The 22,392-nt window shown below is 66.9% G+C and carries 22 protein-coding genes; 14 read left to right on the forward strand and 8 right to left on the reverse strand.

All coding sequences use genetic code 11. The annotated features are described in order from the left end of the window. Nucleotides 1–58: 58 nt before the first annotated feature. Nucleotides 59–1,312, reverse strand: a complete 1,254-nt coding sequence (locus WAS25_RS05880; RefSeq protein ID WP_422310586.1) for a glycosyltransferase family 4 protein — start codon at nt 1,310–1,312, stop codon at nt 59–61. 86 nt (nt 1,313–1,398) lie between these two features. On the opposite strand from WAS25_RS05880, the gene WAS25_RS05885 reads away from it, so the two are divergent. The 11 genes from WAS25_RS05885 (at nt 1,399) to WAS25_RS05935 (ending at nt 13,010) form a co-directional block, all read left to right on the forward strand. After that, nucleotides 1,399–2,673 carry a glycosyltransferase family 2 protein gene (locus WAS25_RS05885; protein ID WP_422310587.1) on the forward strand — a complete coding sequence of 425 codons (1,275 nt, stop codon included), beginning with the start codon at nt 1,399–1,401 and terminating at the stop codon, nt 2,671–2,673. Nucleotides 2,674–2,728: 55 nt separating this feature from the next. Beyond that, nucleotides 2,729–3,865 carry a chorismate synthase gene (gene aroC, locus WAS25_RS05890; protein WP_422310588.1) on the forward strand — a complete coding sequence of 379 codons (1,137 nt, stop codon included), beginning with the start codon at nt 2,729–2,731 and terminating at the stop codon, nt 3,863–3,865. Between the two features lie 75 nt (nt 3,866–3,940). Further along, nucleotides 3,941–5,104, forward strand: a complete 1,164-nt coding sequence (locus tag WAS25_RS05895; RefSeq protein ID WP_422310589.1) for a hypothetical protein — start codon at nt 3,941–3,943, stop codon at nt 5,102–5,104. Beyond that, entirely contained in the window at nt 5,101–5,985 is an 885-nt protein-coding gene (hemC, locus tag WAS25_RS05900; RefSeq protein WP_422310590.1) for a hydroxymethylbilane synthase, read from the forward strand. The genes WAS25_RS05895 and hemC overlap by 4 nt, the downstream gene beginning before the upstream one ends. Then, entirely contained in the window at nt 5,982–6,689 is a 708-nt protein-coding gene (locus tag WAS25_RS05905) for a uroporphyrinogen-III synthase (protein ID WP_422310591.1), read from the forward strand. The genes hemC and WAS25_RS05905 overlap by 4 nt, the downstream gene beginning before the upstream one ends. After that, nucleotides 6,683–7,660, forward strand: coding sequence for a porphobilinogen synthase (gene hemB / locus WAS25_RS05910; RefSeq protein ID WP_422310592.1), 978 nt, complete (start codon nt 6,683–6,685; stop codon nt 7,658–7,660). The genes WAS25_RS05905 and hemB overlap by 7 nt, the downstream gene beginning before the upstream one ends. Before the next feature lie 88 nt (nt 7,661–7,748). Next, entirely contained in the window at nt 7,749–9,005 is a 1,257-nt protein-coding gene (hemL, locus tag WAS25_RS05915; protein WP_422310593.1) for a glutamate-1-semialdehyde 2,1-aminomutase, read from the forward strand. Nucleotides 9,006–9,074: 69 nt separating this feature from the next. Then, nucleotides 9,075–10,064 carry a uroporphyrinogen decarboxylase gene (gene hemE, locus WAS25_RS05920; protein WP_422310594.1) on the forward strand — a complete coding sequence of 330 codons (990 nt, stop codon included), beginning with the start codon at nt 9,075–9,077 and terminating at the stop codon, nt 10,062–10,064. After that, the gene (gene hemN / locus WAS25_RS05925) at nt 10,061–11,431 is read left to right on the forward strand and encodes an oxygen-independent coproporphyrinogen III oxidase (protein ID WP_422310595.1); all 1,371 of its coding nucleotides are present in this window, start codon (nt 10,061–10,063) and stop codon (nt 11,429–11,431) included. The genes hemE and hemN overlap by 4 nt, the downstream gene beginning before the upstream one ends. Before the next feature lie 144 nt (nt 11,432–11,575). Further along, nucleotides 11,576–12,082 (forward strand): hypothetical protein, encoded by a 507-nt coding sequence (locus tag WAS25_RS05930; RefSeq protein WP_422310596.1) that lies wholly within the window; start codon nt 11,576–11,578, stop codon nt 12,080–12,082. 265 nt (nt 12,083–12,347) lie between these two features. After that, a complete protein-coding gene (locus tag WAS25_RS05935) occupies nt 12,348–13,010 on the forward strand; it encodes a response regulator (protein WP_422310597.1) in 663 nt (220 codons plus the stop codon). On the opposite strand, the gene WAS25_RS05940 is transcribed toward WAS25_RS05935, so the two are convergent. The 3 genes from WAS25_RS05940 to WAS25_RS05950 form a co-directional block, all read right to left on the reverse strand. After that, nucleotides 13,000–14,679 carry a PAS domain-containing sensor histidine kinase gene (locus WAS25_RS05940; RefSeq protein ID WP_422310598.1) on the reverse strand — a complete coding sequence of 560 codons (1,680 nt, stop codon included), beginning with the start codon at nt 14,677–14,679 and terminating at the stop codon, nt 13,000–13,002. The two genes, WAS25_RS05935 and WAS25_RS05940, sit on opposite strands and share 11 nt — an antisense overlap. Before the next feature lie 177 nt (nt 14,680–14,856). Next, nucleotides 14,857–15,291 (reverse strand): FKBP-type peptidyl-prolyl cis-trans isomerase, encoded by a 435-nt coding sequence (locus WAS25_RS05945; protein ID WP_422310599.1) that lies wholly within the window; start codon nt 15,289–15,291, stop codon nt 14,857–14,859. 66 nt (nt 15,292–15,357) lie between these two features. Continuing rightward, nucleotides 15,358–17,181 carry an AMP-dependent synthetase/ligase gene (locus tag WAS25_RS05950; protein WP_422310600.1) on the reverse strand — a complete coding sequence of 608 codons (1,824 nt, stop codon included), beginning with the start codon at nt 17,179–17,181 and terminating at the stop codon, nt 15,358–15,360. A 59-nt stretch (nt 17,182–17,240) separates the two neighbouring features. Between WAS25_RS05950 and WAS25_RS05955 the strand changes: the two genes are divergently transcribed. Both WAS25_RS05955 and WAS25_RS05960 read left to right on the forward strand, forming a co-directional pair. Then, nucleotides 17,241–18,134, forward strand: coding sequence for a tyrosine-type recombinase/integrase (locus tag WAS25_RS05955; RefSeq protein WP_422310601.1), 894 nt, complete (start codon nt 17,241–17,243; stop codon nt 18,132–18,134). 23 nt (nt 18,135–18,157) lie between these two features. After that, nucleotides 18,158–18,844 (forward strand): fumarylacetoacetate hydrolase family protein, encoded by a 687-nt coding sequence (locus WAS25_RS05960; RefSeq protein WP_422310602.1) that lies wholly within the window; start codon nt 18,158–18,160, stop codon nt 18,842–18,844. 3 nt (nt 18,845–18,847) lie between these two features. Here WAS25_RS05960 and WAS25_RS05965 read toward each other — a convergent pair whose 3' ends face one another. The 4 genes from WAS25_RS05965 to WAS25_RS05980 are packed head-to-tail and all read right to left on the reverse strand — an operon-like array spanning nt 18,848 to nt 21,717. Further along, nucleotides 18,848–19,780, reverse strand: a complete 933-nt coding sequence (locus WAS25_RS05965) for a HAMP domain-containing protein (protein WP_422310603.1) — start codon at nt 19,778–19,780, stop codon at nt 18,848–18,850. Nucleotides 19,781–19,799: 19 nt separating this feature from the next. Next, nucleotides 19,800–20,618, reverse strand: a complete 819-nt coding sequence (locus tag WAS25_RS05970) for a DUF4388 domain-containing protein (RefSeq protein WP_422310604.1) — start codon at nt 20,616–20,618, stop codon at nt 19,800–19,802. Further along, nucleotides 20,615–20,992, reverse strand: coding sequence for a response regulator (locus tag WAS25_RS05975; protein WP_422310605.1), 378 nt, complete (start codon nt 20,990–20,992; stop codon nt 20,615–20,617). Before WAS25_RS05975 ends, WAS25_RS05970 begins: the two co-directional genes overlap by 4 nt. Then, entirely contained in the window at nt 20,989–21,717 is a 729-nt protein-coding gene (locus WAS25_RS05980) for a pyridoxine 5'-phosphate synthase (RefSeq protein WP_422310606.1), read from the reverse strand. The genes WAS25_RS05975 and WAS25_RS05980 overlap by 4 nt, the downstream gene beginning before the upstream one ends. Nucleotides 21,718–21,838: 121 nt before the next feature. Here WAS25_RS05980 and WAS25_RS05985 point away from each other — a divergent pair. Continuing rightward, a partial coding sequence (locus WAS25_RS05985; protein ID WP_422310607.1) for a DODA-type extradiol aromatic ring-opening family dioxygenase occupies nt 21,839–22,392 on the forward strand: 554 nt, incomplete at its 3' end.

The following is a 22,392-nucleotide window of genomic DNA, read 5'->3' on the forward strand; positions in this document are numbered from 1 at the left end:
CAAGGAATGCACGAGGATACGGCCCCGGGCGCGGTCCCGGCAAGTCGCTGGGCACCGGCTAGAACATGGGCGGGGCCGCCAAGAGCTGCTGATCCTCGGCGCTCACGGGGCGTCCTGCGGTTCTTCGGTAGTGCGCTCGAAACAGCCTTGCCGTGCGATCCCAGGAGAAGCGCGCCACATTTTCCGTTCCCTTCGCGACGAGTTCGGTCCGCAGGGAGGAGTCCGTCCAGAGGTGCTTGATGGCCTCTGCCAGGGCCGGCACGTCCTCAGCGGGAAATAGCAGCGCCGCACCGTCGGCCTGGGCCGGCAGGGAGGTGGTGGTGGCGCAGGCGGCGGCCCGACCGGCCTGGAAAGCCTCCCACAGGGGGAAGCTCGCCGCCTCGAAGCGGCTGGGAATCACGACGCAGCGACACATCTCGTACAGCGCCTGCAGCGCCTCGTGATTCACGAAGCCGAGGAACTGGACCTGATCGCTGAGTTTCAGTTCCCGTACCCGGCGCTCCAGGACCGGGAAGTAGTCCCCTTTGCGGCCGGAGGAGACGAAGGGGATGCGGAGCCCGTCCCGGTCTCGCAGCAGGCCCAGCGCCTCTAGCAGGGCCATGTGGTTCTTGTGCGGCCAGGTCTGGGCCGCGTAGAACACGAAGCCTTCCGCGGGCAGCGCCAGCTCTCGGGCCAACACCTCACGGCGGCCGGGGGCCAGGGGCGCGATGGCGGCGTTGAAAGGCGCGAGGTTGACCACCGGTACCTTTCCTGGGGGGAGGCCGAGATGAGCCTCCAGGTCCCGCCGCACCCACTCGGAGGCCACGGGTACAAGGGCCGCCTGGGCACAGAAGGCGCGGTAGAGGACCTCCCGGCGGTGGATCTCGCTGGCGGTGAAGAGCTCCGGAAGGTGTACGTGCTGGAGGTCGTGAGGGTGGTAGAGGCTCGGCACCTTCGTGAGGAAGGCGCTCTGCAGCGGGAAGTGGACCAGGTCCATGCCGGCGGACTCGAGAGTGCCGTCGGAGCGGGGGACCTTCACTTCAGTGCGCTCCTTCGACGGGAACCATGCCCGGAGCCGGTGGCGTAAGGCCCGCTCGAAGGTCTTCAGGGCCGAGGGCTGCTTTACGGCCTGCGTGCTCTGCAGCAGGCGGCAGGCCCCGCCGAGATGGGGCTCCAGCCAGGGCTGCGGACCGGCGAAGGTGAGGAAGTGGTAGGCCTCGTCGCCAGGATCAAGACGGCTCAGCCCATGGGCAAGGCCTAGGATCACGGACTCCACGCCACCGGCCTTGCCGGGATCCAGACGGGCATCGATGGCGATGTTCAGCGTCCCCATGGGCCTCTCCAATCAGCGTGAGGACGCTATCATCCCATGTCCTCAGCCCCGCCACCGATGCTCCGATCCCGGGATACCAGCCGCCCATGCCCGTCCCCTTCCAGCTCCTTATGCCTTCCTACAACCAGGCCCACTTCATCCGCGAAGCCGTGGAGAGCGTGCTGAAACAAGAGGACCCCGACTGGGAGCTGTGGATCCTCGACAACTCCTCCGACGAAACGCCCAAGGTGATGGCGGCCTTCACGGATCCACGGATCCATTTCATCCATGAGCCCCGGCGCATGGATCCCGGCACCTGCCTGAACCTGATGCTGGAGAAGGCAAAGGGCAGGGGGCGCGACTTCTCCTACATCCACACCGACAACCGGCTGCTTCCCTGCTTTGTCGGGGACCACCGCAAGGCGCTCGCGGGACATCCCCTGGGCCTGGCGGCCTGTGACTACTGGGAGATGGACGAGCAGGGCCGGCGCACCAAGATCAGGCGAAGGCCTGAACCCTTTCCCCTGGAGCGCCTGTTCAGCGTGGATTCCATCGGTGTGCCCTTCGCCGCGACCCTTGAACTGGCGGAGCGACTGGGTGGGTTCTCCTCCGATGACCTCGCCGACGATGTCCTGTTCGTGCTGCGCGCGGATGCCATCGGCCCGAGGGTCCACTTGCACAAACCGCAGATGGAATACCGCGTGCACGAGGGATCCAGGTTCCTCTCTGGGGGCCACCTCCGCGTCCACCGGGCGATCCACAAGAGCGTGCTGAAGGCCTACGCCGAGCGCCCGGCGGGCGTGCCGGATCCCTTCGAGGGCGGGCTTGACCGCGCCCGGGCCTTCACGGAGCGAGCCGCCCGCATGGCCCGGACCCACCTGGCCCTCGGTACGAACCCGGAATCCGGCGTGTGGATCGAAGGCACTGGGCCAGCCTCCTTCTGGCTCGCCTGGGCCTTCGGGGCGGCTGGTGCGCCCATCGCCGGGTTCACCGGCCAGGAGTTCACAACCCTGCTGGGAGTTCCTGTCCTGCCCACGGCGCCACCAGAGGCCACGGTCGCCCGGCCCAGGCTGAGGGGCACCGCGGGCCTCGAGCAGGCCATCCGCTGGCTGCTCCAGGGCCTGCCGCCGCTGGACCACGCCCTGAAGCGGCTGCCCGGCGACGTGATGGCCGGTCTCCTCGTGCCCTTCCAGTTGCAGGAGCCGGGGGCCACACGCGTGAAAATCCGGGGCGGGGGCCCCCTGGCCGCCTACCTCGCCTATGCCGCCGAGTACCTCGGCGCACTCCAGGTGGCGGGCTTTGAAGGCCCGAGCCCCTGGCCGCAGCTGCCCTCCTTCTCGACGGAAAGCGTCACCACCTGGGACCTGGATCGGCCCGCCTGACCCTCCCTCCTGGAAAACCGGTGACGTCCGGAGGGCTCCGGTTCACCATGGCTGGATGCTCTTCGACTCACCTTCCACCTTCGGCCGGGCCTTCCGCATCCTCACCTTCGGCGAGAGCCATGGGGCCGCGGTGGGCGTCGTCATGGACGGTGTAAAGCCCGGGCTGCCCTTCGATCTGGCGGCCATCCAGCAGGAGATGGACCGGCGGCGGCCGGGGCAGTCGGACCTGGTGACCCCCCGCAGCGAGGGGGACCGGGTGCAGGTTCTGAGCGGCGTCTTCGAGGGGCGGACCACGGGGCATCCCATCGCGATGATGGTCTTCAACGAGAATCAGAAGAGCGGCGACTACAAGGCCATCTCGGAGCTGTTCCGGCCGGGCCACGCGGACCTCACCTACGACCGCAAGTACGGCATCCGCGACCCACGCGGCGGCGGCCGCAGCAGCGGCCGAGAGACCCTGGCCCGGGTGGCCGCCGGCGCCTGGGCCAAGCAGCAGCTGGCGGCCCTGGGCGTGTCGGTGCGTGGCTTCAACCGGGAGATCGCGGGCCTCGAAGGCAAGGCCATTGACTGGGGCTTCGTGGAGAAGAATCCCCTGCGGGTGGCGGACCCCGCGACCTTCGAGGCCCAGAAGGCCGCGGTGGAGGCCGCCCGGGCCGAGGGCGACAGCGTGGGTGGCGTCTGCGAAGTGTGGCTCGAAGGCCTGCCTATCGGGTTGGGTGATCCCGCTTTCGGCAAGCTGGATGGCCTGCTGGCCCTGGCCTGCATGTCAATCGGGGCGGTGAAGGGTGTCGAGCTGGGCGCGGGTTTCGCCAGCGCCCGGCGGCGCGGCAGCGAGAACAACGATCCGCTGGGGCCGGAGGGCCCGGAGAAGAACGACGCCGGGGGTACCCTGGGCGGCATCAGCACCGGGGCCCCGGTTGTGGTGCGGCTGGCCGTGAAGCCCACCAGCTCCATCTCGAAGACCCAGCGCACCATCGACCGTGAGGGCCATGCCGCTGACATCGTAACCCATGGGCGCCACGATCCCTGTATCGCGCCACGCATCGTGCCGGTGGCCGAGGCCATGTGCGCCCTGGTGATCTACGATGCCTGGCTGACCCAGCAGGAACTCCGGGAAGGCAGCCTCCCCGGTCTTGCCGAGTGGGACTGGGAATCCATCGAGGGCCTGTTCCCTCCCTCACCGCCCATGTGATGACGGCCACTTTCGCAGGGGCATGACGAAGCGATGACCGAGCCGCTCCATCCCCAACCGATGATGGGATCCGATATGGAACCCGTCCTCATCAGCTTTCACGCGCCTGTCCACGACCTGGACCTGGTGGCGCAGCATGTGATCCGGGATGGCCTTCCGGCCCACCTGAGGGACTGGCAGAGGCGCTCCGGTTCCCGGGAGCTCATCTACCTCGCCACCTGTCAGCGGGTGCTCTGGATGGTCTGGGGGGGCGACGCGGATGCCATCGACCCCGGCCCCGGGTTCCGCCGCTATGAGGGTGAGGAGGCCTGGACGCACCTGCTGGCCATGTCAGCGGGATTGGAATCGGCCAACCTGGGGGACCGCGAGATTCCGGGCCAGCTGAAGGACGCCCTGGTGCAGGCCCGGCAGGTGGGCGTGGCCGGCGACGAGGCCCAGACGGCCGTGGAGGACATCATCCGCGAGGGGCAGCGCCTCCGCGCGCGGCTCGGGCTCGCGGACGGCAATGTGAGCGTTGCCACGGTGGCGCTGAAGCACCTGACCGAGGGGCTGCCCAGCGATGCTTCTGTAGTCCTGGTGGGCGTTGGGCCCATGACCCAGTACCTGGCGGAACGCCTGCCGGAGCGCGGCTTCCGGGTGGCCGTGGCCAACCGGACCCGGAGCAAGGCCCACGATCTGGCGGATCCCCTGGGCCTTCCCATCGTGGATCTGGCGCAGCTCCAGCATGATCCGGCAGGCTTCGACGCCATCGTCACGGCCACCGCCGCCCCGGAGCCCCTCTTCACCCTGGATGCCTGGCAGTCCCTCCGGCGACCCATCCTGCGCATCCTTGACCTGGCCCTGCCGCCGGACTCTGAACCTGGACTTGAGCAGCTTCCCTGGGTGCATCGGATCGACCTCAACGCCTTCCTCGCCCAGACCACCACGGCCCGGGCCCAGCGGGCCGAGGCGGCCCTCAAAGCGGAACCCTACCTCGTGGGTGCTGCGGGGCGACTCCGGCACCGGGCCGTGGCCCGGGCCCGCAAGCGCCATCTGGTGACGGCGCAGGAACGGCTGGATTCGGCCTGGGGTGCTCTCGAGGAGGAAGCGAAGGCCCTCGAGGATTCCATGGCGGGGCTGGATGAGGTTCAGCGCGAGGCCCTCAAGGAGATCCTGTCTCGGGGGCGCACCCTGGCCTTCCGGGCCCTCATCCAGACCCAACCCAAGCCCACTGCAGACGGAGAGGCGGTCCAGCCATGAGAACGAAGCGTGTCACAGTCGCCACGCGGGGATCCGCCCTGGCCGTGGGCCAAGCCGAGCCCATGGTGCGGTTCCTCGAATCCAAGGGCTACGAGGTATCGTGGCGCAAGTTCTCCACTTCTGGCGACCAGTGGCTGCAGGGTCCCCTCGACAAGCAGGTGGGCGGCGGCTTCTTCACGAAGGAGCTGGAGGACGCCATGGCGGCGGGTGCTGCGGACCTGCTCATCCACAGCCTCAAGGATGTGTCCCTGGATCGCCCGGCGGGCATCGTGCCGGCCTGCATCCCCCTCCGTGAGGACCCCTTGGACTGGATGGTGATCCGTCCGGATGCGCCCGAGGATCTGGTCATCGGCACCAGCGCCGTGCGCCGCGAGCGCGTGCTCAGCCAGCTCTTCCCCAAGGCCAGCTTCACCTGGATCCGCGGCAACGTGCAGACCCGCCTGCAGCGTGTGCGGGATGGCGTGCTCCGGGACCAGCCCCTGCATGCCACGTTGCTGGCGGCCGCGGGCCTGAAGCGCCTCGGACTGGATCTCTCCGGGCTCACGGTCCGTCCGCTGACGCCGGAGGAGCTGCCCTCCGCGCCGGGGCAGGGGGCCCTGCTGGCCGAGGCGAGGGTGGACCGTCCGGACCTCGTCGAGGCGCTTGCAGACATGCATGACGCCATGACGGCCCGCTGCGTCACCCTGGAGCGCCAGGTGCTGGCGGGCATCGGCGGCGGCTGTCAGCAGCCCCTTGGCGCTCTGGCCACGCCCCAGGCCGACGGGAGCCTATTGCTGCGGGCGGCCTTTGCACCCGATGGCGAGCTCCGCCGGGCCGAGGCCCGCGGTATCGATGACAAGACCTTGCTGGCGGCCGTGCTCAGGGGCATCGGCCTGTCATGACGCCCTCGAGCCACCATCCCCGCCTGGCGCTGGCCCGGCCCGCTCAGCACCCGCTGGCGGACACGGTGCGCAAGGCCGGCTGGCGGCCGGTTCCCTATTCCTTCACCTCCCTGCGGGTGACCGGCGCGGCGCCGCCCATGCTTTTGAACCGCGTCCAGGCCCTGCTGATCCTGAGCCCTTCCGGGGCCAAGGTGGCGGCGCCGGTCCTTCCCGCGGGGATGACCTGCCTGGTCCAGGGTGCGGGGACTTCGGATGCCCTGGGGCGGGAAGACCTGGATGTCCAGCTGCCGGTTGAAGCCCGCGCTGAGGCGCTGTGGGAGCTGCTGCAGGGGCGCTTCCCGGCGGGCGGGGAGTTCATCCTGGTGCGCGGCGAACGCAGCCGTGAATACCTCGAAGTGGCCGCCCGGGGCTCCATCTGGCGCCTTCATCCCTGGGTCACCCACCGTGAGGCGGCCCGTGAACCCTTCCCGGCCCTGCCGAAGGTGGAGGGCGTCCTGGCCCTGAGCCCCACTCAGGCCGAGATCCTCGCGCCGCTCTCGCAGTCCGTGCGGCGCTTCGCCTGGGGCGAGGCCACGGCCGAGGCCTTCGCCAAAGCCGGCGCCCCGGTCGACGCTTACTGCGAACCGAAGCCCAGCCTTCTCTGGGCCATGCTCGCCCAGCACCTGGCATCTCAACAGAATCCGAAGGAGGAGTCCCCATGCTGAACCGCTCCCGCCGCCTCCGCACCAGCGCCGCCATGCGCAACCTGGTGGCCGAGACTGATCTCCGGCCGCGCCATCTCATCCAGCCCTACTTCGTGCAGCCCCAGCCGGGCAGCAGCGAGATCTCCAGCCTGCCGGGCATCGTCCGTGCGGGCGTGGATGAGACCGTCCGCCAGGTGGAGAAGGACCTCAGGAAGGGCCTGGCCAGCGTGCTGCTCTTCGGCGTGCCGGATGCCGAACTCAAGAGCCCGGATGGCCGCTATGCCTGCGACCACAACGGCGTCATCCCCGCGGCCGTGCGGGCCCTCAAGCAGGCCTTCGGCTCCGACCTCATCGTTATGACCGATGTCTGCCTCTGCGGCTGCACCAGCCACGGGCATTGCGGCGTGGTGGACGAGAACGGCGTGGTGAAGAACGACGAGACCCTGCCAATCCTCGCCGAGATGGCCCTGCGCCACGCCGAGGCCGGTGCGGACGTGGCCGCCCCCAGCGACATGATGGACGGGCGCGTGGCGGCCATCCGGGAGATGCTCGACGACAACGGGTTCACCCAGACCAGCATCCTCACCTACGCCATCAAGCATGCGGGCGCCTACTACGGACCCTTCCGCGAGGCCGCCGACAGCAGCCCCAAGTTCGGCGACCGCAAGACCTACCAGATGGATCCCCGCAATGCCCGGGAAGGCCTGAATGATGCGCTGCTGGACGTGGACGAGGGCGCGGACATGCTCATGGTCAAGCCAGCCCTGCCGAACCTGGACCTCATCTGGCGCCTCCGAGAGGCCCAGCTGGCGCCCATCTGCGCCTACCACGTGTCCAGCGAGTTCAGCAGCGTGAAGGCGGCGGATCGCCTGGGCTGGGTGAACGGTGACCAGCTGATGTACGAGCACCTCATCGCCATCCGGCGCGCCGGCGCCGACATGATCGTCACCTACGCCGGCCGCGAAGCGGTGGAAAAGGGTTGGATCTCCTAAGAACATTCACCACGAGAAATCAATTCGTCTTGCGTATCGACGCAGGCGATACCAAGAAGACGGGAAGACCACGAAGAAAAGGAAGCCCATGTCGAACGAGACTCTATTCGCAGAAGCATTGACGCACTTCCCCGGCGGCGTCTCCAGCCCCGTGCGGGCTTTTCGGGCCGTGGGCGGCACGCCCAAGTTCTTCAAGAAGGCCAGTGGCGCCTGGTTCGAGGACGAGGATGGCCAGCGCTTCCTCGACCTCTGCATGTCCTGGGGCCCGCTGATCCTGGGACACGCCCACCCCGACATCCTGGCCGCCGTGAACGAAGCCATGCACGAGGGCCTCACCTTCGGCGCGCCCAGCCGCCGCGAGCTGGCCCTGGCCCGCAAGATCAAGGAAATGGTGCCCTTCATCGAGAAGATGCGCTTCGTGTCCTCGGGCACCGAGGCGGTCATGTCGGCCCTCCGCGCCGCCCGGGGCTTCACGGGCCGGGAGCGCATCCTGAAGTTCGAAGGCTGCTACCACGGGCACAGCGACGGCCTCCTGGTGAAGGCCGGCTCCGGGCTCATCACCTTCGGCGCCCCCACCAGCGCCGGCGTGCCCAAGGCCATCGCCGAGTTGACCTCCGTGGTCACCCTCGATGACCTGGAGACCCTGGAACGCACCTTCGCCGAGATTGGCAACGAGCTGGCCGCGGCCATCATCGAACCCATTCCCGCCAACAATGGCCTGCTGCTCCAGCGCCCCGAGTTCCTCAAGCGGCTGCGCGAGCTCTGCACCAAGCACGGCGTGGTCCTCATCTTCGACGAGGTCATCAGCGGCTTTCGTGTGGCCCCCGGCGGCGCGGCGGAGCGCCTCGGCATCACGCCAGACCTGGGCACCTACGGCAAGATCATCGGCGGCGGCATGCCGGTGGGCCTCTACGGCGGTCGCAAGGACATCATGGGCGTGGTCGCGCCCGATGGTCCGGTCTATCAGGCGGGCACGCTGTCGGGAAATCCTGTGGCCATGGCCGCGGGCCTCGCCACCATGGAGAAGCTCACCCCGGCCTTCTACGCGGGCCTGGAAGCCAATGCCGCCCGGTGGGCCACGGCCTTCGAGACCATTCCCAACCTCCACTGCCCCCGCTATGGCAGCCTGCTCTGGCCCCTGTTCCAGGATGGCGTCCGCCGCAGCGATGCGGTGAAGGGCGAAGCCATCAGTAACTTCAACCGCCTGCACAAGGCGCTGCTCGGCCAGGGCGTCTACCTGCCTCCCAGCGGCTACGAAGTGGCCTTCCTCGGTTCCGCCCACGGCGAGCCCGAGCTATCCCACTTCAAGCAGGCCGTGGCCGCCGTGGCCAAGGACTTCGCCTGATCTTTCCGCAGTTCGTCTTCATACGCGTTCTCTGCGCCTCCTGCGGTGAATGGTTTTTTCGGTGATGTGATGCCCCAGTCCCTTCTTCGTGTTCTCAACGGTGAAGTCCTCGACAAGCCCCCAGTCTGGTTCATGCGCCAGGCAGGGCGCTTCCTGCCGGAGTACCGCGAGGTGCGGGCCAGGGTCACCTTCGAGCAACTGCTCAATGACTCGGACCTGGCGGCGGAAGTGACACTGCAGCCCATCCGGCGCTTCCCCCAGATCGATGGCGCCATCATCTTCAGCGACATCCTGGTGATCCTGGACGCGCTGGGCTGCGAGGTCACCATCCCCGAAGGCGGGCCCCGCATCGGCAAGACGCTGGACCAGATCGATATTAACCGGCCCCTGGATGAGAAGGTCTTTGAGCCGGTCTGCAATGCCATCCGCAAGGTTAAGGCCGCCCTGCCGCCCAAGGTCACCATGCTGGGTTTCGCGGGCGCGCCATGGACCCTGCTGGCCTATGGCATCGAAGGGAAGGGCAGCAAGAGCTGGTCGAAGGCCAAGGCCTTCATCCACCAGAACCCCGTGCTGGCCCAGCAGTGGATGGACAAACTTGCGGACGCTGCCGCTCGGCTGCTCAACCTCCACATCGAGGCCGGTGCCCAGGGCGTGCAGCTCTTCGACACCTGGGCCGGCGAGCTGGACGCTGACGACTACGCGACCTTCGCGCTGCCTTCCGTGAAGCGAACGCTGTCCCAGGTGACCGCCGCACCCACCCTTTTCTTCGCCCGTACGGGCTACCTGCCGGATTCCCTGAATGACTTGCCCTGCAAGGGCCTGGCCGTGCCCTGGCAGGTGCCGATTTCCGAAGCACGACGCCGCTTTCCGAAGATGGTGCTGCAGGGCAACCTCGATCCCGTCGCGCTACTGGCCGGCAAGGAAACCGCCACACGGAAGGCCCGCGCCATCGTGGATGCCATGAAGGGCCACCCCCACATCTTCAACCTCGGCCACGGCCTGACGCCTGAAACCGACCCCGCCGTGGTGGGAGCCGTACTCGATGAGGTGAAGGCATGAACCAGCTCGCCGAGCTCATCCGACGCTACGACCGGCCCGGGCCCCGCTACACGGGCTACCCCATGCCGCCAGCCTGGAGCGACGACTTTCCGGAGCCTGAGGTCCTCGCGGCCCTGGACCGTGCCGATACCCGCAAGGACGAGGCCCTGTCGCTCTACCTGCACATTCCCTTCTGCCCCCGTCGCTGCGCCTACTGCGGCTGCAACGTGGTGGTGAGCCCCCAGTACGATCCCGTGGAGGCCTACCTCGAGGCGGTGACGAAGGAGCTGGACCTGGTCTGCTCGCACCTGAAGGACCGCCGCAAGGCCCTGCAGCTGCACTGGGGCGGCGGCACACCCACCTACCTCAATGCCGCCGACCTCAAGCGCACCTTCCAGCTCTTCAAGGATCGTTTTGAGTTCCTGCCGGGCGCCGAGATCGCCATCGAGGTGGATCCCACCTTCCTGGAGCCGGATCAGCTGCCGACCCTGCGCGAACTGGGCTTCAACCGCGTCTCCTTCGGCGTGCAGGACCTGGATGAGAACGTGCAGGCCCTCATCACCCGCGGCCAGACCTGGGACCACACCCTCACGGCCATGAAGCAGTGCCGAGACCTGGGCTTCGAGGGCGTGAACCTGGACCTGGTCTATGGCCTGCCGGGCCAGACCATGGATACCTTCCGCCGCACGCTGGAAGCCACCCTTGAGTTGTCGCCGGATCGCATGGCCATCTACGGCTTCGCCTACCTGCCGAGCATCATGCCCTTTCAGCGCAGCATCCCCGCGGAGACCCTGCCTTCGCCGGATCTGCGCCTGGACCTGCTGCTCATGGCCTCGGACATCCTGGAGAAGTCCGGCTACGTGGCCATCGGCATGGACCACTTCGCCCATCCTGACGACCCCATGGCCAAGGCCGTGCAGGAGGGGAAGCTCATCCGCAACTTCATGGGGTACGCCGTGAAGGCGGGTGCGGACCTGCTGGGCTTCGGTCCCAGCGCTATCTCCAACGTGGCGGGGGTCTACGCCCAGAACGAGAAGATCCTCTCAAAGTGGGAACACAGCATCCGGGACGGCCATCTGGCCATCCACAAGGGGCACCGCCTCTCCGAGGACGACGAGCTGCGCCGCTGGGTGATCCACCACCTCATGGGCCACTTCGAGCTACGTTGGTCCGAATTGAAGGAGAAGTTCGGGGTGGACGGACCCATCCTCTTTGCCGATGCGGTCACGCAGCTGCTGGAGGAGGTCCCCCTGGGCACCGTGGAGGTCCGCCCCGAGGGCATCTTCATCACCCATCTGGGCCGGCGCTTCGTGCGCAACCTGGTTCAGCCCTTCGACGCCTACCTGGCCAAGCTCAGTGCCAAGACGCCTTTTTCCAGGACGGTTTGATCCGGCCCATTGCATAGCTGACCTCTTTGCCTACATTGAAGGGTGTGGAGACCCGCCCGTTGGGACCAGGGTTCCCAGCTTGCAGTCCCATCGGTGGTCTCCGCGAACCAGCCTGGCGAGCCAGGCGATGTCGCGGAGGGTTCCATGTCTCGGACGCTGCTTCTCCTGCTACCAGCCCTGGTGCTCCAGGCCCAGGACCCGGTCATCCCGGGTGCCATGGAGGTGCGCCCAGGCGTCTTTGTGTTGCGCGGCGCCCCGGACGATCAGACCTGCGCCGCCATCAAGAAGCAGCACATCACGCATGTGATCGACCTGCGCCGGGACGGGGAAGCCAACCTGAACTGCGAATCCGAGTCGGTCCGCATGCAGGAAATGGGTGTCCAGTACCTGCGCTACGCCCTCAGCAAGACTCCGCCCGCCGGGGACTTCGACTTCCTGCGGGCCATCCTCCGGGACCTGCCGCGGGGGGCCAAGGTGCTGCTCCACTGCAACAACGGAAACCGGGCGGCGGCGGCGATCTGCCCCTGGCTGGTCCTCGACAAGGGGATGCCCCTGGAGGAGGCACTGCGGATCGCGAAGCTAGCGGGCCTGCAACTGCCCGAGACTGATGCGGCCGTGCGAGGCTACATCGGGAGCAGGCTAAAGGCCTAGGTTCCGTCCAAGGTGCTCCAGGCAGTCGCAGCCCTTCACCGGGACTGAGTTTCCATGGGTTCTTGCGCTGGTCTCCAATGACCCGGCACTCCTGGGCGGGCACAGCCCCTGGGCTGTGGATGGGCCTGGAGAATTCGCAATGTTCAGTATTTCCAACTATCGGCCCCAGGTGGAACCATGTAATTGTCCCGGTGAAAGACCCTAGTCAAGGGCAGGCGATCATCGTTAGGCTGTGACCTCAAGCGAACTCGGACCGAGGAAGCCCATGGCCCCGGAACAGAAACAGAGGCTGGTCATCGCAGAGGACCATACAATCCTCCGCGAAGGATTGAAGGCCTTGCTGGCCGCCCGTCCCGAATTGGAGGTGGTCGGGGAGGCCACGGATGGCCGCGACGCGATCCGCTGCGCCGAGGAATTGACTCCCGACCTGATGCTGCTGGATCTGTCCATGCCCCGCTCCAACGGGCTTGAGGCACTGAAGGAGATCAAGCGGCTCAGTCCGAACACCAAGGTCTTGGTGCTCACGGTCCACAAGACCGAAGACTATGTCTTCACCGCCCTTCAGAACGGGGCAGATGGCTATGTCCTCAAGGACTCCTCCTCCGTGGAGCTGATCACGGCCGTGCACAGTGTCCTGAACGGAGAGAGGTATCTCAGCCCCGCCATCGCCACCACCGTGGTGTCGGGCTACCTCAGTTCCAAAGATGGCATTTCCCTGAAGCCCGGCTTCGACGATCTGTCGAGCCGGGAGCGGGAGGTGCTGAAGCTCATCGCGGAGGGCTACCGCACCAAGGACATCGCGGAGTATCTCTGCATCAGCCCGAAGACGGTGGAGAAGCACCGCGCGAACCTGATGGACCGCCTCCACCTGCACTCCGTGTCCGCCTTGACGGCCTACGCCATCGAGAAGGGGCTGGTCACGAAGTAGGCTCCTCTGACAGTGCCCAGCGGGCGATGATCATGGTGCCCTCGCCCGGTGAGGATGTGAGGATCAGGGAGCCCCCGAAGAGCTCGGCCCGCTCCCGCATGGAGGCCAGCCCGAACCCCCCGGCCGTGGTGTTTCGGCGAGCCTCGGCGGGATTGAATCCCACACCGTTGTCCCCCACCACGAGCTGGAGATCGCCCAGCACCTGCCGCAGGGCCACGGTGACCCGGGAAGCCTGGCTGTACTTAGCGGCGTTGTTCATGGCCTCCTGCATGATCCGGAAGATGTTCGTCTTGAGGTTCTCGGGGACTTCGAACTCCTCGATCTCGATCAGTCGCTCCACCTCCATGTGGGGGTAGGTCACCTGGAACTCGCGGGTGAACCAGGCGATGGTGGCGAGAAGGCCGAGATCATCGAGGGTCGTCGGTCGCAGCGCCATGGAGATGCGCCGGACTTCCTCCACCGAGGACTGGATCACCGGGACCACGGCCCTCAGGCTCCTGGCCTGGGGGCTGTCCGGGCCGTGGGCGGCCTGCTCGTCGAGGGCCCGCTCCACCATGAACTTCACGGCGCTCAGGGACTGTCCAATGCTGTCGTGGAGCTCCCGGGCCACGCGCTGGCGTTCACTCTCCTGGGCTGACATGAGCCGCGCGGAGAGGCGGTGCAAGGTCTCGCGGGAATCCCGGAGGGCCTGCTCGGCCTTGTGGCGTTCGGTGATGTCCTGGATGTTGCCGAGGAGGGCGAATTCCCCTCCGTACCGGATGAGGGCTGTCCTGCCACTGATCCAGCGGGTCTCGCCACCCGAATGGAGGATGCGGCACTCATAGTCCTGTGTGGCTCCCGTGCCGGCCAGGCGACGTCGCCACATCTCCCGCACCATGGCCCAATCGTCTGGGTGGATGATGTCGGCCACGTCCATGGCCGCGAGGTCAAGCTGGGACCGGCCCACCATCTGGAAGAACCGCTGATTGGCGAACTCCAGCCGGCCATTCCGGTAGATGAAGATGCCGGTGGGAGAGTTCTCGACGACGGTGCTGTACTTCTCCTCGGAATCGCGGATGGCCGCCTCCGCCGATTTCCGCTCGGTGATGTCCATGAAGGTGTAGACGAAGCCGGCCACGGACCCGTCGCCGCGCCAGATGGTCGAGCAGGTCAGGTAGGCGGGGAAGGAGGAACCATCGCGGCGGATCGCCTTCACCTCTCCGGTCCAGCCCTTGACCGCGCCAAATCCCGACAGCCCGGTGCTGGCCGCTTCCGAGGTGAATCCAGTCACTTTGGCCAGGGTCTGGTTCCTGACTTCCTCCTCAGTCCACCCGAACATCCACTCGGCGAAGCGGTTCCAGTAGAGGATGACCCCGCCCTTGCCGGTGGCCACGACGGCCTGCTGGACCACGGCCAGGATCCGCGCCTGGAACTGGATGCGGGCATCGGCCTTGGTGCGCTCCAGGGCCTCGGCCCGGCTGCGCTCCTCGGCGTCCTGGCGGAGGAACTCGTTGGAGGCCCGGACCTCGCTCAGCGCCCGCTCGGCCTCCGCCTTGGCGAAGAGGTCCCGGACCATGGGCTTGATGAGGAGGAAGTAGATGGACGGGAAGCAGACGACGATGAGGGTTGCGGAGTCCACGAAGGCCATGGCCAGGTGATTGGCCCCAAAGTAGGGCTCGAGCAGGACCATGATGGTGAGCTCGGTGATGACGATGATCGCGCATACGGTCAGAAAGGCGCGAAGCAGCTTCCCTGGGCGGAACGAGGGCGGAGGGTTCTGCTCCGGCGGGATGGGCCGGATGGGAATCGGGACCGACGCTGGGCGGGGGAGGGGCAGGGAACACCTCGAGGGTCTGGGACCCGCAGACTATCGAATATCGAGCAGCTCCAACTCGAAGATCAAGGTGGACCCGGGTGGAATGTCCTGTCCCAGTTCCTGGGGGGAATAGCCGAGCGCAGGGGGCACCCGGAGCAGCCGCTTGCCGCCCTTCTGCATGGTGGCCAGCCCATCCTCCCAGCCTTTGATCACTCGCCCACCACCCATGGGGAACCGGCTGGGATAGCCCCGCTTCCTTGTGTCGAGAAAGGGCCTGCCTTTCACGCCACCTTCCTCGATCCAGCCCAGGGCGTCGACGACGCAGGTCTGACCGAGCCTGGGCGAGGGGCCTTGTCCCTGGACGAGGTCCATGATGCCCAGTCCGGTGGGAAGGGTGGTCCACGGCCCGGTCCCGGTCTGCGGGGACCTGCAACCCAGGCCAAGGAAGGAAACCAGGACGAGGGGAAAGGCAGCACGGAAGCGCAAGGCGATCCTCCAGAGGCTAGATGGATCGTCAAGGCTACCAGAATCTGACTTTGCCGGGGACCGGGATCAGACTTTCGGCTCGCTGTACATCGCTTCGATCCGGTCGGAGTACATCTGGTTCACCACCCGGCGCTTCACCTTCAGAGAAGGCGTAAGCTGTCCCCCCTCGAGGGTCATCTCGTGGTCCAGGAGGATGAACTTCTTGACGCGCTCATAGTTCGACAGGTGCTGATTGATGCGCTCCAGCCGGCTGCCGACCTTGGCAAGCACCAGGGGATCCTGGATGAGCTCGGCATGGGACGCGAAGCGGAGCTTCTTGTAGCCCGCCCAACGCACCAGGCTGTCGAAGTTCGGCACGATCAGGGCGCTGATGAAGTTCCGCTGATCACCGATGAGCACCGCCTGGGAGATGTACTTGTCACCCTTGAGCAGGTTCTCGATGGGCTGAGGCGCGACCTTCTTGCCGCTGCTGGTGACGATGAGCTCCTTCTTGCGGTCGGTGATGTAGAGGCGACCCTGGTCGTCCTGATGGCCGATGTCGCCGGTATGGAAGTAGCCGTCCGCATCGATGGCTTCCTGGGTGGCCTTCTCGTTGTTCCAGTACCCGACCATGATGTTCGGCCCCTGACAGAGGATTTCGCCATCCTCGGCGATCTTCACGAAGGGGCGACCGTTCCAGTCCTTGTAGAGGGGGCGTCCGACACAACCTGGAAGCACCTCGCCAAACCGGTTGATGGTGATGACCGGGCTGGTCTCTGTGAGGCCGTAGCCCTCGAGGATCGGCACGCCCACGATCCAGAAGAACTCCATGATCTTCCCGCCCAGAGGGGCGCCGCCGCTGACCGCCAACTTTAGGCGGCCACCAAGCCTGGCGGAGATCTTGTCGAAGACCAGCTTCCGCGCAATGCCATAGCAGAAGCCGTTCCAGCCGCTTGGGGTCTGACCCTGGTAGAGCTGGGACACGATGCGGCGGCCCGCCACCATGGACCAGTGGAAGATCAGGCGCTTGACCAGGCTGGCGGAGGCCACGCCATCGTAGATGCGGCCATACACCTTCTCGTAGATCCGGGGAACCGAGGCCAGGACCGTGGGCTTCACTTCCAGGAGGTCTGCCGGGACGGTGTTGACGCTCTCGGCGTAGTAGATCGAGGCGCCGATGTGGAGCATGAGGAACTGGCCGGCCATGCGTTCGAAGATGTGGGTGAGGGGCAGGAAGCTGAGGCAGCGGTGTCCTTCCTCCATCTTCACTGCTTCGATTGAGGTCACCACGTTCGAGGCGAGGTTCCCATGCGTGAGCACCGCGCCCTTGGGGTCGCCCGTGGTCCCGGAGGTGTAGATGAGGGTCAGGATGTCCGAAGGCTTGCGCTGATCGGCCCACCCCCTCACCTCGGGCCGGCGGGCCTCCATGGCCTGGCCTTCGCTCAGGAGGGTGTCCCAGTGCAGGAGGTTGCGTCCGGTCCCTTCGGGCAGGTCGCCATCGAACAGGACGGCCGTCTCCAGGAGCGGCAACTGGTCCCACTGGGTCAGGACCTTGTCCAGCTGGGCCCGGTCCGAGCAGAGCACCCAGCGGGACTGGCTGTCCTTCAGGATGTAGGCGGCCTGCGGGGCGTTCAGGGTGGCGTAGATGGTGACGTCCGGAAGCCCCTGGACGGCGCAGGCGAGGTCGGCGATGGCCCACTCCGGGCGGTTCTCGGAGAGGATCGCCACCCGGTCGCCAGCCTTGAGCCCGCGGGCGGTCATGGCGAGGGAGAGGCGCTCCACCAGGGCCAGCAGTTCGGCATGGGAGATGGGTACGTAGCTTCCATTCCGCTTGAACGCCAGGGCATCCGGGAGGTTCCGCTGGACGGCCTGATAGAAAAGCTGGGCAATCGTTTCGACGGGCTGCGCCACAATGACTCCGGACATGATGGGGATGTGACGGAATGGTAGCAGGGAAGGGAAGCGCAACGATGGGTGAGGAGGTCCAGGCCTACCACCTTGAACAGCGCGCCAGAGGGGTCTCCCCGCACACTGCCCGCGCGCAGAAGGGCGACCTTGGCAAGCTTCATGAGCACGCCATCCGGGCTGGCTGGGAGGGCTGGGAAGTGACCCCGCGCACCCTGCGTGGCTTCGCCCTGGAGCTCGGCAATCGCGGACTGGATCCGGCGAGCCAGGCCCGCATCCTTTCCACCCTCCGCGGCTTCTTCACGTGGCTCTGGGAGACGGGGAGGATCACCAAGAATCCAGCCTCCGGTCTGCGGAACCCCAAACAGCCGAAGCGACTACCCGCCTTCCTCACGGAAGGGGAAAGCCGGGCGCTCTTGGACCTTCCGGTCGCGGTCGATTTTCCGACCGCCCGCTTGGCCTGCCTGCTGGAACTGCTCTACGCCTCGGGCCTGCGCGTATCGGAGCTGGTGGGACTGGATCTGCAGGATCTGCTCTTCGACCAACGCACCCTGCGCGTCCTGGGCAAGGGCCGCAAGGAACGGCTGGTTCCATTCCACGCCCAGGCCGCCGGGGTGCTCAAGGCCTACCTGGGCTTCCGTTCAGGCCACTTGGCGGCCAAGGCTCTGCCGCCCAGTCCTGCCCTCTTCCTGAACCTGCGTGGGGGCCGCCTCACGCCCACCAGCGTGCGGGCCATGCTCCGTGGGGCCCTGGCCGCCGCGGCGGTCCGGTCGAGGGTGAGCCCTCATGCGCTCCGGCACAGCTTTGCCACCCACCTGCTCAACCGCGGCATGGACCTCCGGGCGATCCAGGAGCTGCTGGGCCATGCCAGCCTGAGCACGACCCAGCGCTACACTCACCTGGGGCTGGAGGAACTGGCCCGGACTTACGAGAAGGCCCATCCGCGGGCCAAGAGCTAAACCAGGACCCACAGGAGTGCCCCATGGAGGCAGTCATCCCCGTTCCTGCCGTGCCCGCCCTTCCCATCGAGGGGACTTCACGGGTCTTTCCGGTGCGCCGGATCTATTGCATCGGCCGCAACTACGCCGACCATGCCCGAGAGATGGGGATGGATCCCGAGCGCGAACCTCCCTTCTTCTTCGGCAAGCCCCACGACACCGTGGTTCCAGGCGGAGGTGACATCGCCTATCCGCCGCTGACCTCGAACCTGCACTATGAGGTCGAGCTAGTGGTGGCCCTGGCGACGGGTGGCCGGGACATCATGGCGGCGGAGGCCTTGGCCCACGTCTACGGTTACGCCGTGGGCATCGACCTGACCCGCCGGGATCTGCAGGCGAAGGCGAAGGACAAGGGCCAGCCCTGGGACTCGGCCAAGGGGTTCGACCAGTCGGCGCCGGTCTCCCGCATTCTGCCAGTGGCGGCGGCGGGGCACTTCGGCCGCGGCGCGATCTGGCTGACGGTAAACGGCGTGGAGAAGCAGCGGGGCGACCTGTCTCAGATGATCTGGTCGGTGCCAGAGGTCATCGCCCACGTCTCCAGGTTCGTGGCGCTTGCCCCGGGCGACCTCCTCTTCACCGGCACGCCATCCGGAGTTGGCCCGATCGTCCGGGGCGACCGGGTCCGCTGTGGCATCGAAGGGTTAGGCGAACTCGAGATCGTGCTGACCTAAAGTTCAGCTTCCGCCGGCCAGTTTGAACTGGGCGATGATGTCGTCCACGCTGTCCTTGCGGCTGTCGGCTTCCAGGCTGGTGTCGAAGATGTGATCCTGGGTCGCCACCTTCCGCTCTGCAAAGCCCTGGTTCTCGCCAAGCCCTGCGGTGTGGATGTTGAAGATCACCAGCAGCCGGTTCAAGCCGCCCTGGAACTGCTTGAGGAGGATGACGACCTTCTCGATCTTCTGGCGGGTGATGTCCTGGAACTGGAGGATATTCAGGATCTCGAAGGCCTCGTCGCTGACCTTCTGCAGCATGGTTGTGGCCGGGCCGAGGTCCACTTCCGGGGGCGGAGTGGACACCTGGTGGGCGAAGAGGTATTCCAGGATCTCCTGGGCCAGGAGGTTATGATCCTCACCTGCGGCGGCACGATCGAGAAACCCGGCGATGGCGGCATGGAGGGTGGCCTGGCGCTGGTTCTGGCGACCGAGGCCGTCCTGGCAGGCTTGGACGGCCCGGCTGGCGTCGTCGGCGGCGGCCATGAGGGTATCCAGGCGGTTCATGACGCTCTGGGTGGCCTCTTCGGTGTCCGAGGTGATGGCGTCCAGCTGGGCGGCAAGTTCGGGGACCTGGGTGCTCTGGTGCTTCACCGAGGCGTCGAGCTGCTGCAGGTTCATCAGGGTCTGGTTGATGCTCGAGACCAGGGCTCCGAGCTCGCCCTTGGCCTCGATGTCGATCTTCTGGTAGACCCGGCCATTGGCCATGTCCTGGGCGGCCTCGGCCAGGCGATGCAGGCTGGCCTGGGAATCCCCCTGCAACTCGCTGCGGAGGTCGGCGATGAGGTTTTCCAAGCTGAGGAGCCGCTGGTCGAGACGTTCCCGCCTGGTCTGGAATTCGGCCACCAGGCCTTCCGGCGTGTCTTCCTGCGGCTTTTCTTCGGGCGATTCGATCATGGGGACTCCAGGGGTGCCCTCAGGGCGCAGGCCTCACCTTCACATGGGATCCTTCGGCCAGCCCCCAGGCCTGCATGAGTTCCCGGGGAATGGCCACTTGCTTGTCCGTGAGGCCGGAGACGAACTCCACCCGCTCCACCGCCGGCCCATGGGGCCAGATGACCCGGAGGTTCTGGATGCCGTGCCGGTAGGGGCCGAGGGCGGTCCACCAGCCCTCCATGGTCTTGGGCAGCTGGAGGTGGCCGCCCTTCTTGAATAGGCCGGTCTTCATCTGCACGACGGACATGTGGGCATCGGGTTCCAACACCTCCAGCCTCCCAGCGTCCCTCAGGATGGCGGCAGCCTGGAGCACGGCCACGTCGTGATGCCCCGAGGCGGACATGACATCCTGGAAGTCCCGGTAGCCGTCGAAGAAGGGCAGGATCTTGCGCTCCTCGGCGAAGAGCTTGATGCCCTCGAGCAGCTGCGGGGCTGGGAGCGTGGGCCAGGGCACGGCGGTCAGCCTGGGAAAGATCGAATGCAGGCGCTTCCGGCTGTCCTGAAGGCGTGCCGAGTCCATGAGCAGGTCGGGCACCGTGCGCCGGATGGTGGCGGGAGTCTGGACCTGGGTGGTGAGGAACTCGAAGTGGCCGGAATCCCATTCCAGGATTTCGAAGGCGGCCATCTCACCCCGGGCCGAGAGGGTCTCCGCGTGGATGACCTCGCCGCCGGAGAAGTACAGCACTCCGCTGATCTTGCCGGAGCTCACCTGGAGCATGCCCGTCTTACGGTTGACGTGGAGCAGTTGGGCCACATCGGTGAGGGAGATGCTCTCCAGGGTGCCGCGGAGGTTGCTCATGCCAGGCGCTCCGGGGTGAGGAGCTCTTCAAGCAGCACCTTGATCCGCTCGCGGTTCACCGGCTTGACCAGGAAGATGTCGGCCCCGCTCCGCAGTCCCTGCGACCAGGCTCGCTCCCCATCGAATCCGGTGAGGAGGACCACCTTGATCCCCTGGCATTCCGGGTCGTCCTTGATCGAGTGGCAGAGGGCCGTTCCACTCTCCCCGGGCATGAGGACATCCAGGAAGATCAGGTCCACATGCTCCTGTGCCAGGGCTCGCCGGGCAAAGCTCGAGCCGGCCGCCTCGATCACGCGATGCCCTTCCAGTTCGACATACTCCCGCAGGATCTGGCGGACCTCACAGTCGTCATCCACGATCAGGACGGTGCTCATGGGCGGCTCTCCCCCATGGCCATGAGCATCTCCTCGACGGCACGGTCCAACCCCACGAGGACGGCCCTCCCGATGAGGCTGTGGCCGATGTTGAGTTCCTCGAGCTCCGGGATGGCGGCCACGGGGCCGACGTTCTGGAGGTTGAGGCCGTGCCCGGCGAGCACCCGGAGGCCCAGGCGGCTGGCCAAGCGGGCTGCGTCCCGGAGACGACCCAGTTCGAGGGACGCATCGGAGTCCATGGGCAGGTCGCTGTAGGTGCCCGTGTTCAGTTCCACCGCGTCCGCCTCGAGCTTGGCGGCCATCTTGACCTGGTCGAGCACCGGGTCCACGAAGAGGCTGACATGGATGCCCGCACCACGGAGTTCGCGGATCACCGGCTTCAGCATCCCCTGGAGGAAGATGGCGTCGAGACCGCCCTGGGTGGTGAGTTCCTCGCGGCTCTCCGGGACCAGGGTCACCCAGGAGGGCTTCGTGGGGATGACGGCTTCCAGGGCTTCGGGGGTGGCCGCGCATTCCACGTTCAGGGGCACGGCGAGGACCTCCTTGAGCACCCGGAGGTCCCGCTCCTGGATGTGCCGGCGGTCGCCGCGGATGTGGACCGTGATGCCGTGGGCCCCGGCACTCTGGGCCAGGAGCGCGGCAGCCACCGGCTCCGGCTCATGGCCTCCGCGGGCCTGCCGCAGGGTGGCCACATGATCGACGTTGACGCCAAGCCTGAGGTTCAATGCGGGCTCCGGGGATGACCTGTAGCTTACCCAATGCCGGAGGTCCGTCGTCATGAAGGTTGGAGAGGATGAACGGCAACCAAGAGTTAAAACACGCATTAGCGTGGTTGATGATGGAACCATGCGCGTGACCTCCCTCCCCTCCGTGTTCCTGGCCCATGGTTCCCCCATGCTGGCCCTGGATGGAGAGGCCTGGGGGGAGGCGGTCTCGGCCCTCAGGTGGCGCCTGCCGCCCCTGCGCGCCGTCCTCGTCTGCTCGGCCCACTGGGAGGCGCCGGGCCCCTTCCGGCTCTCCTCGGCCGCAGCGCCAGGCGTGCTTCATGATTTCGGCGGCTTTCCGGAAGCGTTGTATGGGCTGGATTACCCGGCGCCAGGATCTCCGGAGCTGGCCGCTGAAGCAGCGGGGCTTTTGCGGGCGGCGGGCCTGGAGGCGGTGCTGGACGACCAGCGCCCCTTGGACCACGGAGCCTGGGTGCCCCTGCGCTACCTGAGGCCCGAGGCTGACGTCCCGGTCGTGCAGCTGTCCCTGCCCCGCCCCCGCACACCCGAGCTGCTGCTGGCCGCGGGCCGGGCCCTGGCGCCGCTCCGTGACCGCGAGGTGCTGATCCTGGGCAGCGGCGGGATCGTCCACAACCTGAACCGCCTTGACTGGCAGGGAGCCGCGGAGCCCCGGCC

Origin of the sequence: Geothrix sp. (assembly GCF_049292215.1) — a bacterium.
GTDB lineage: Bacteria > Acidobacteriota > Holophagae > Holophagales > Holophagaceae > Geothrix.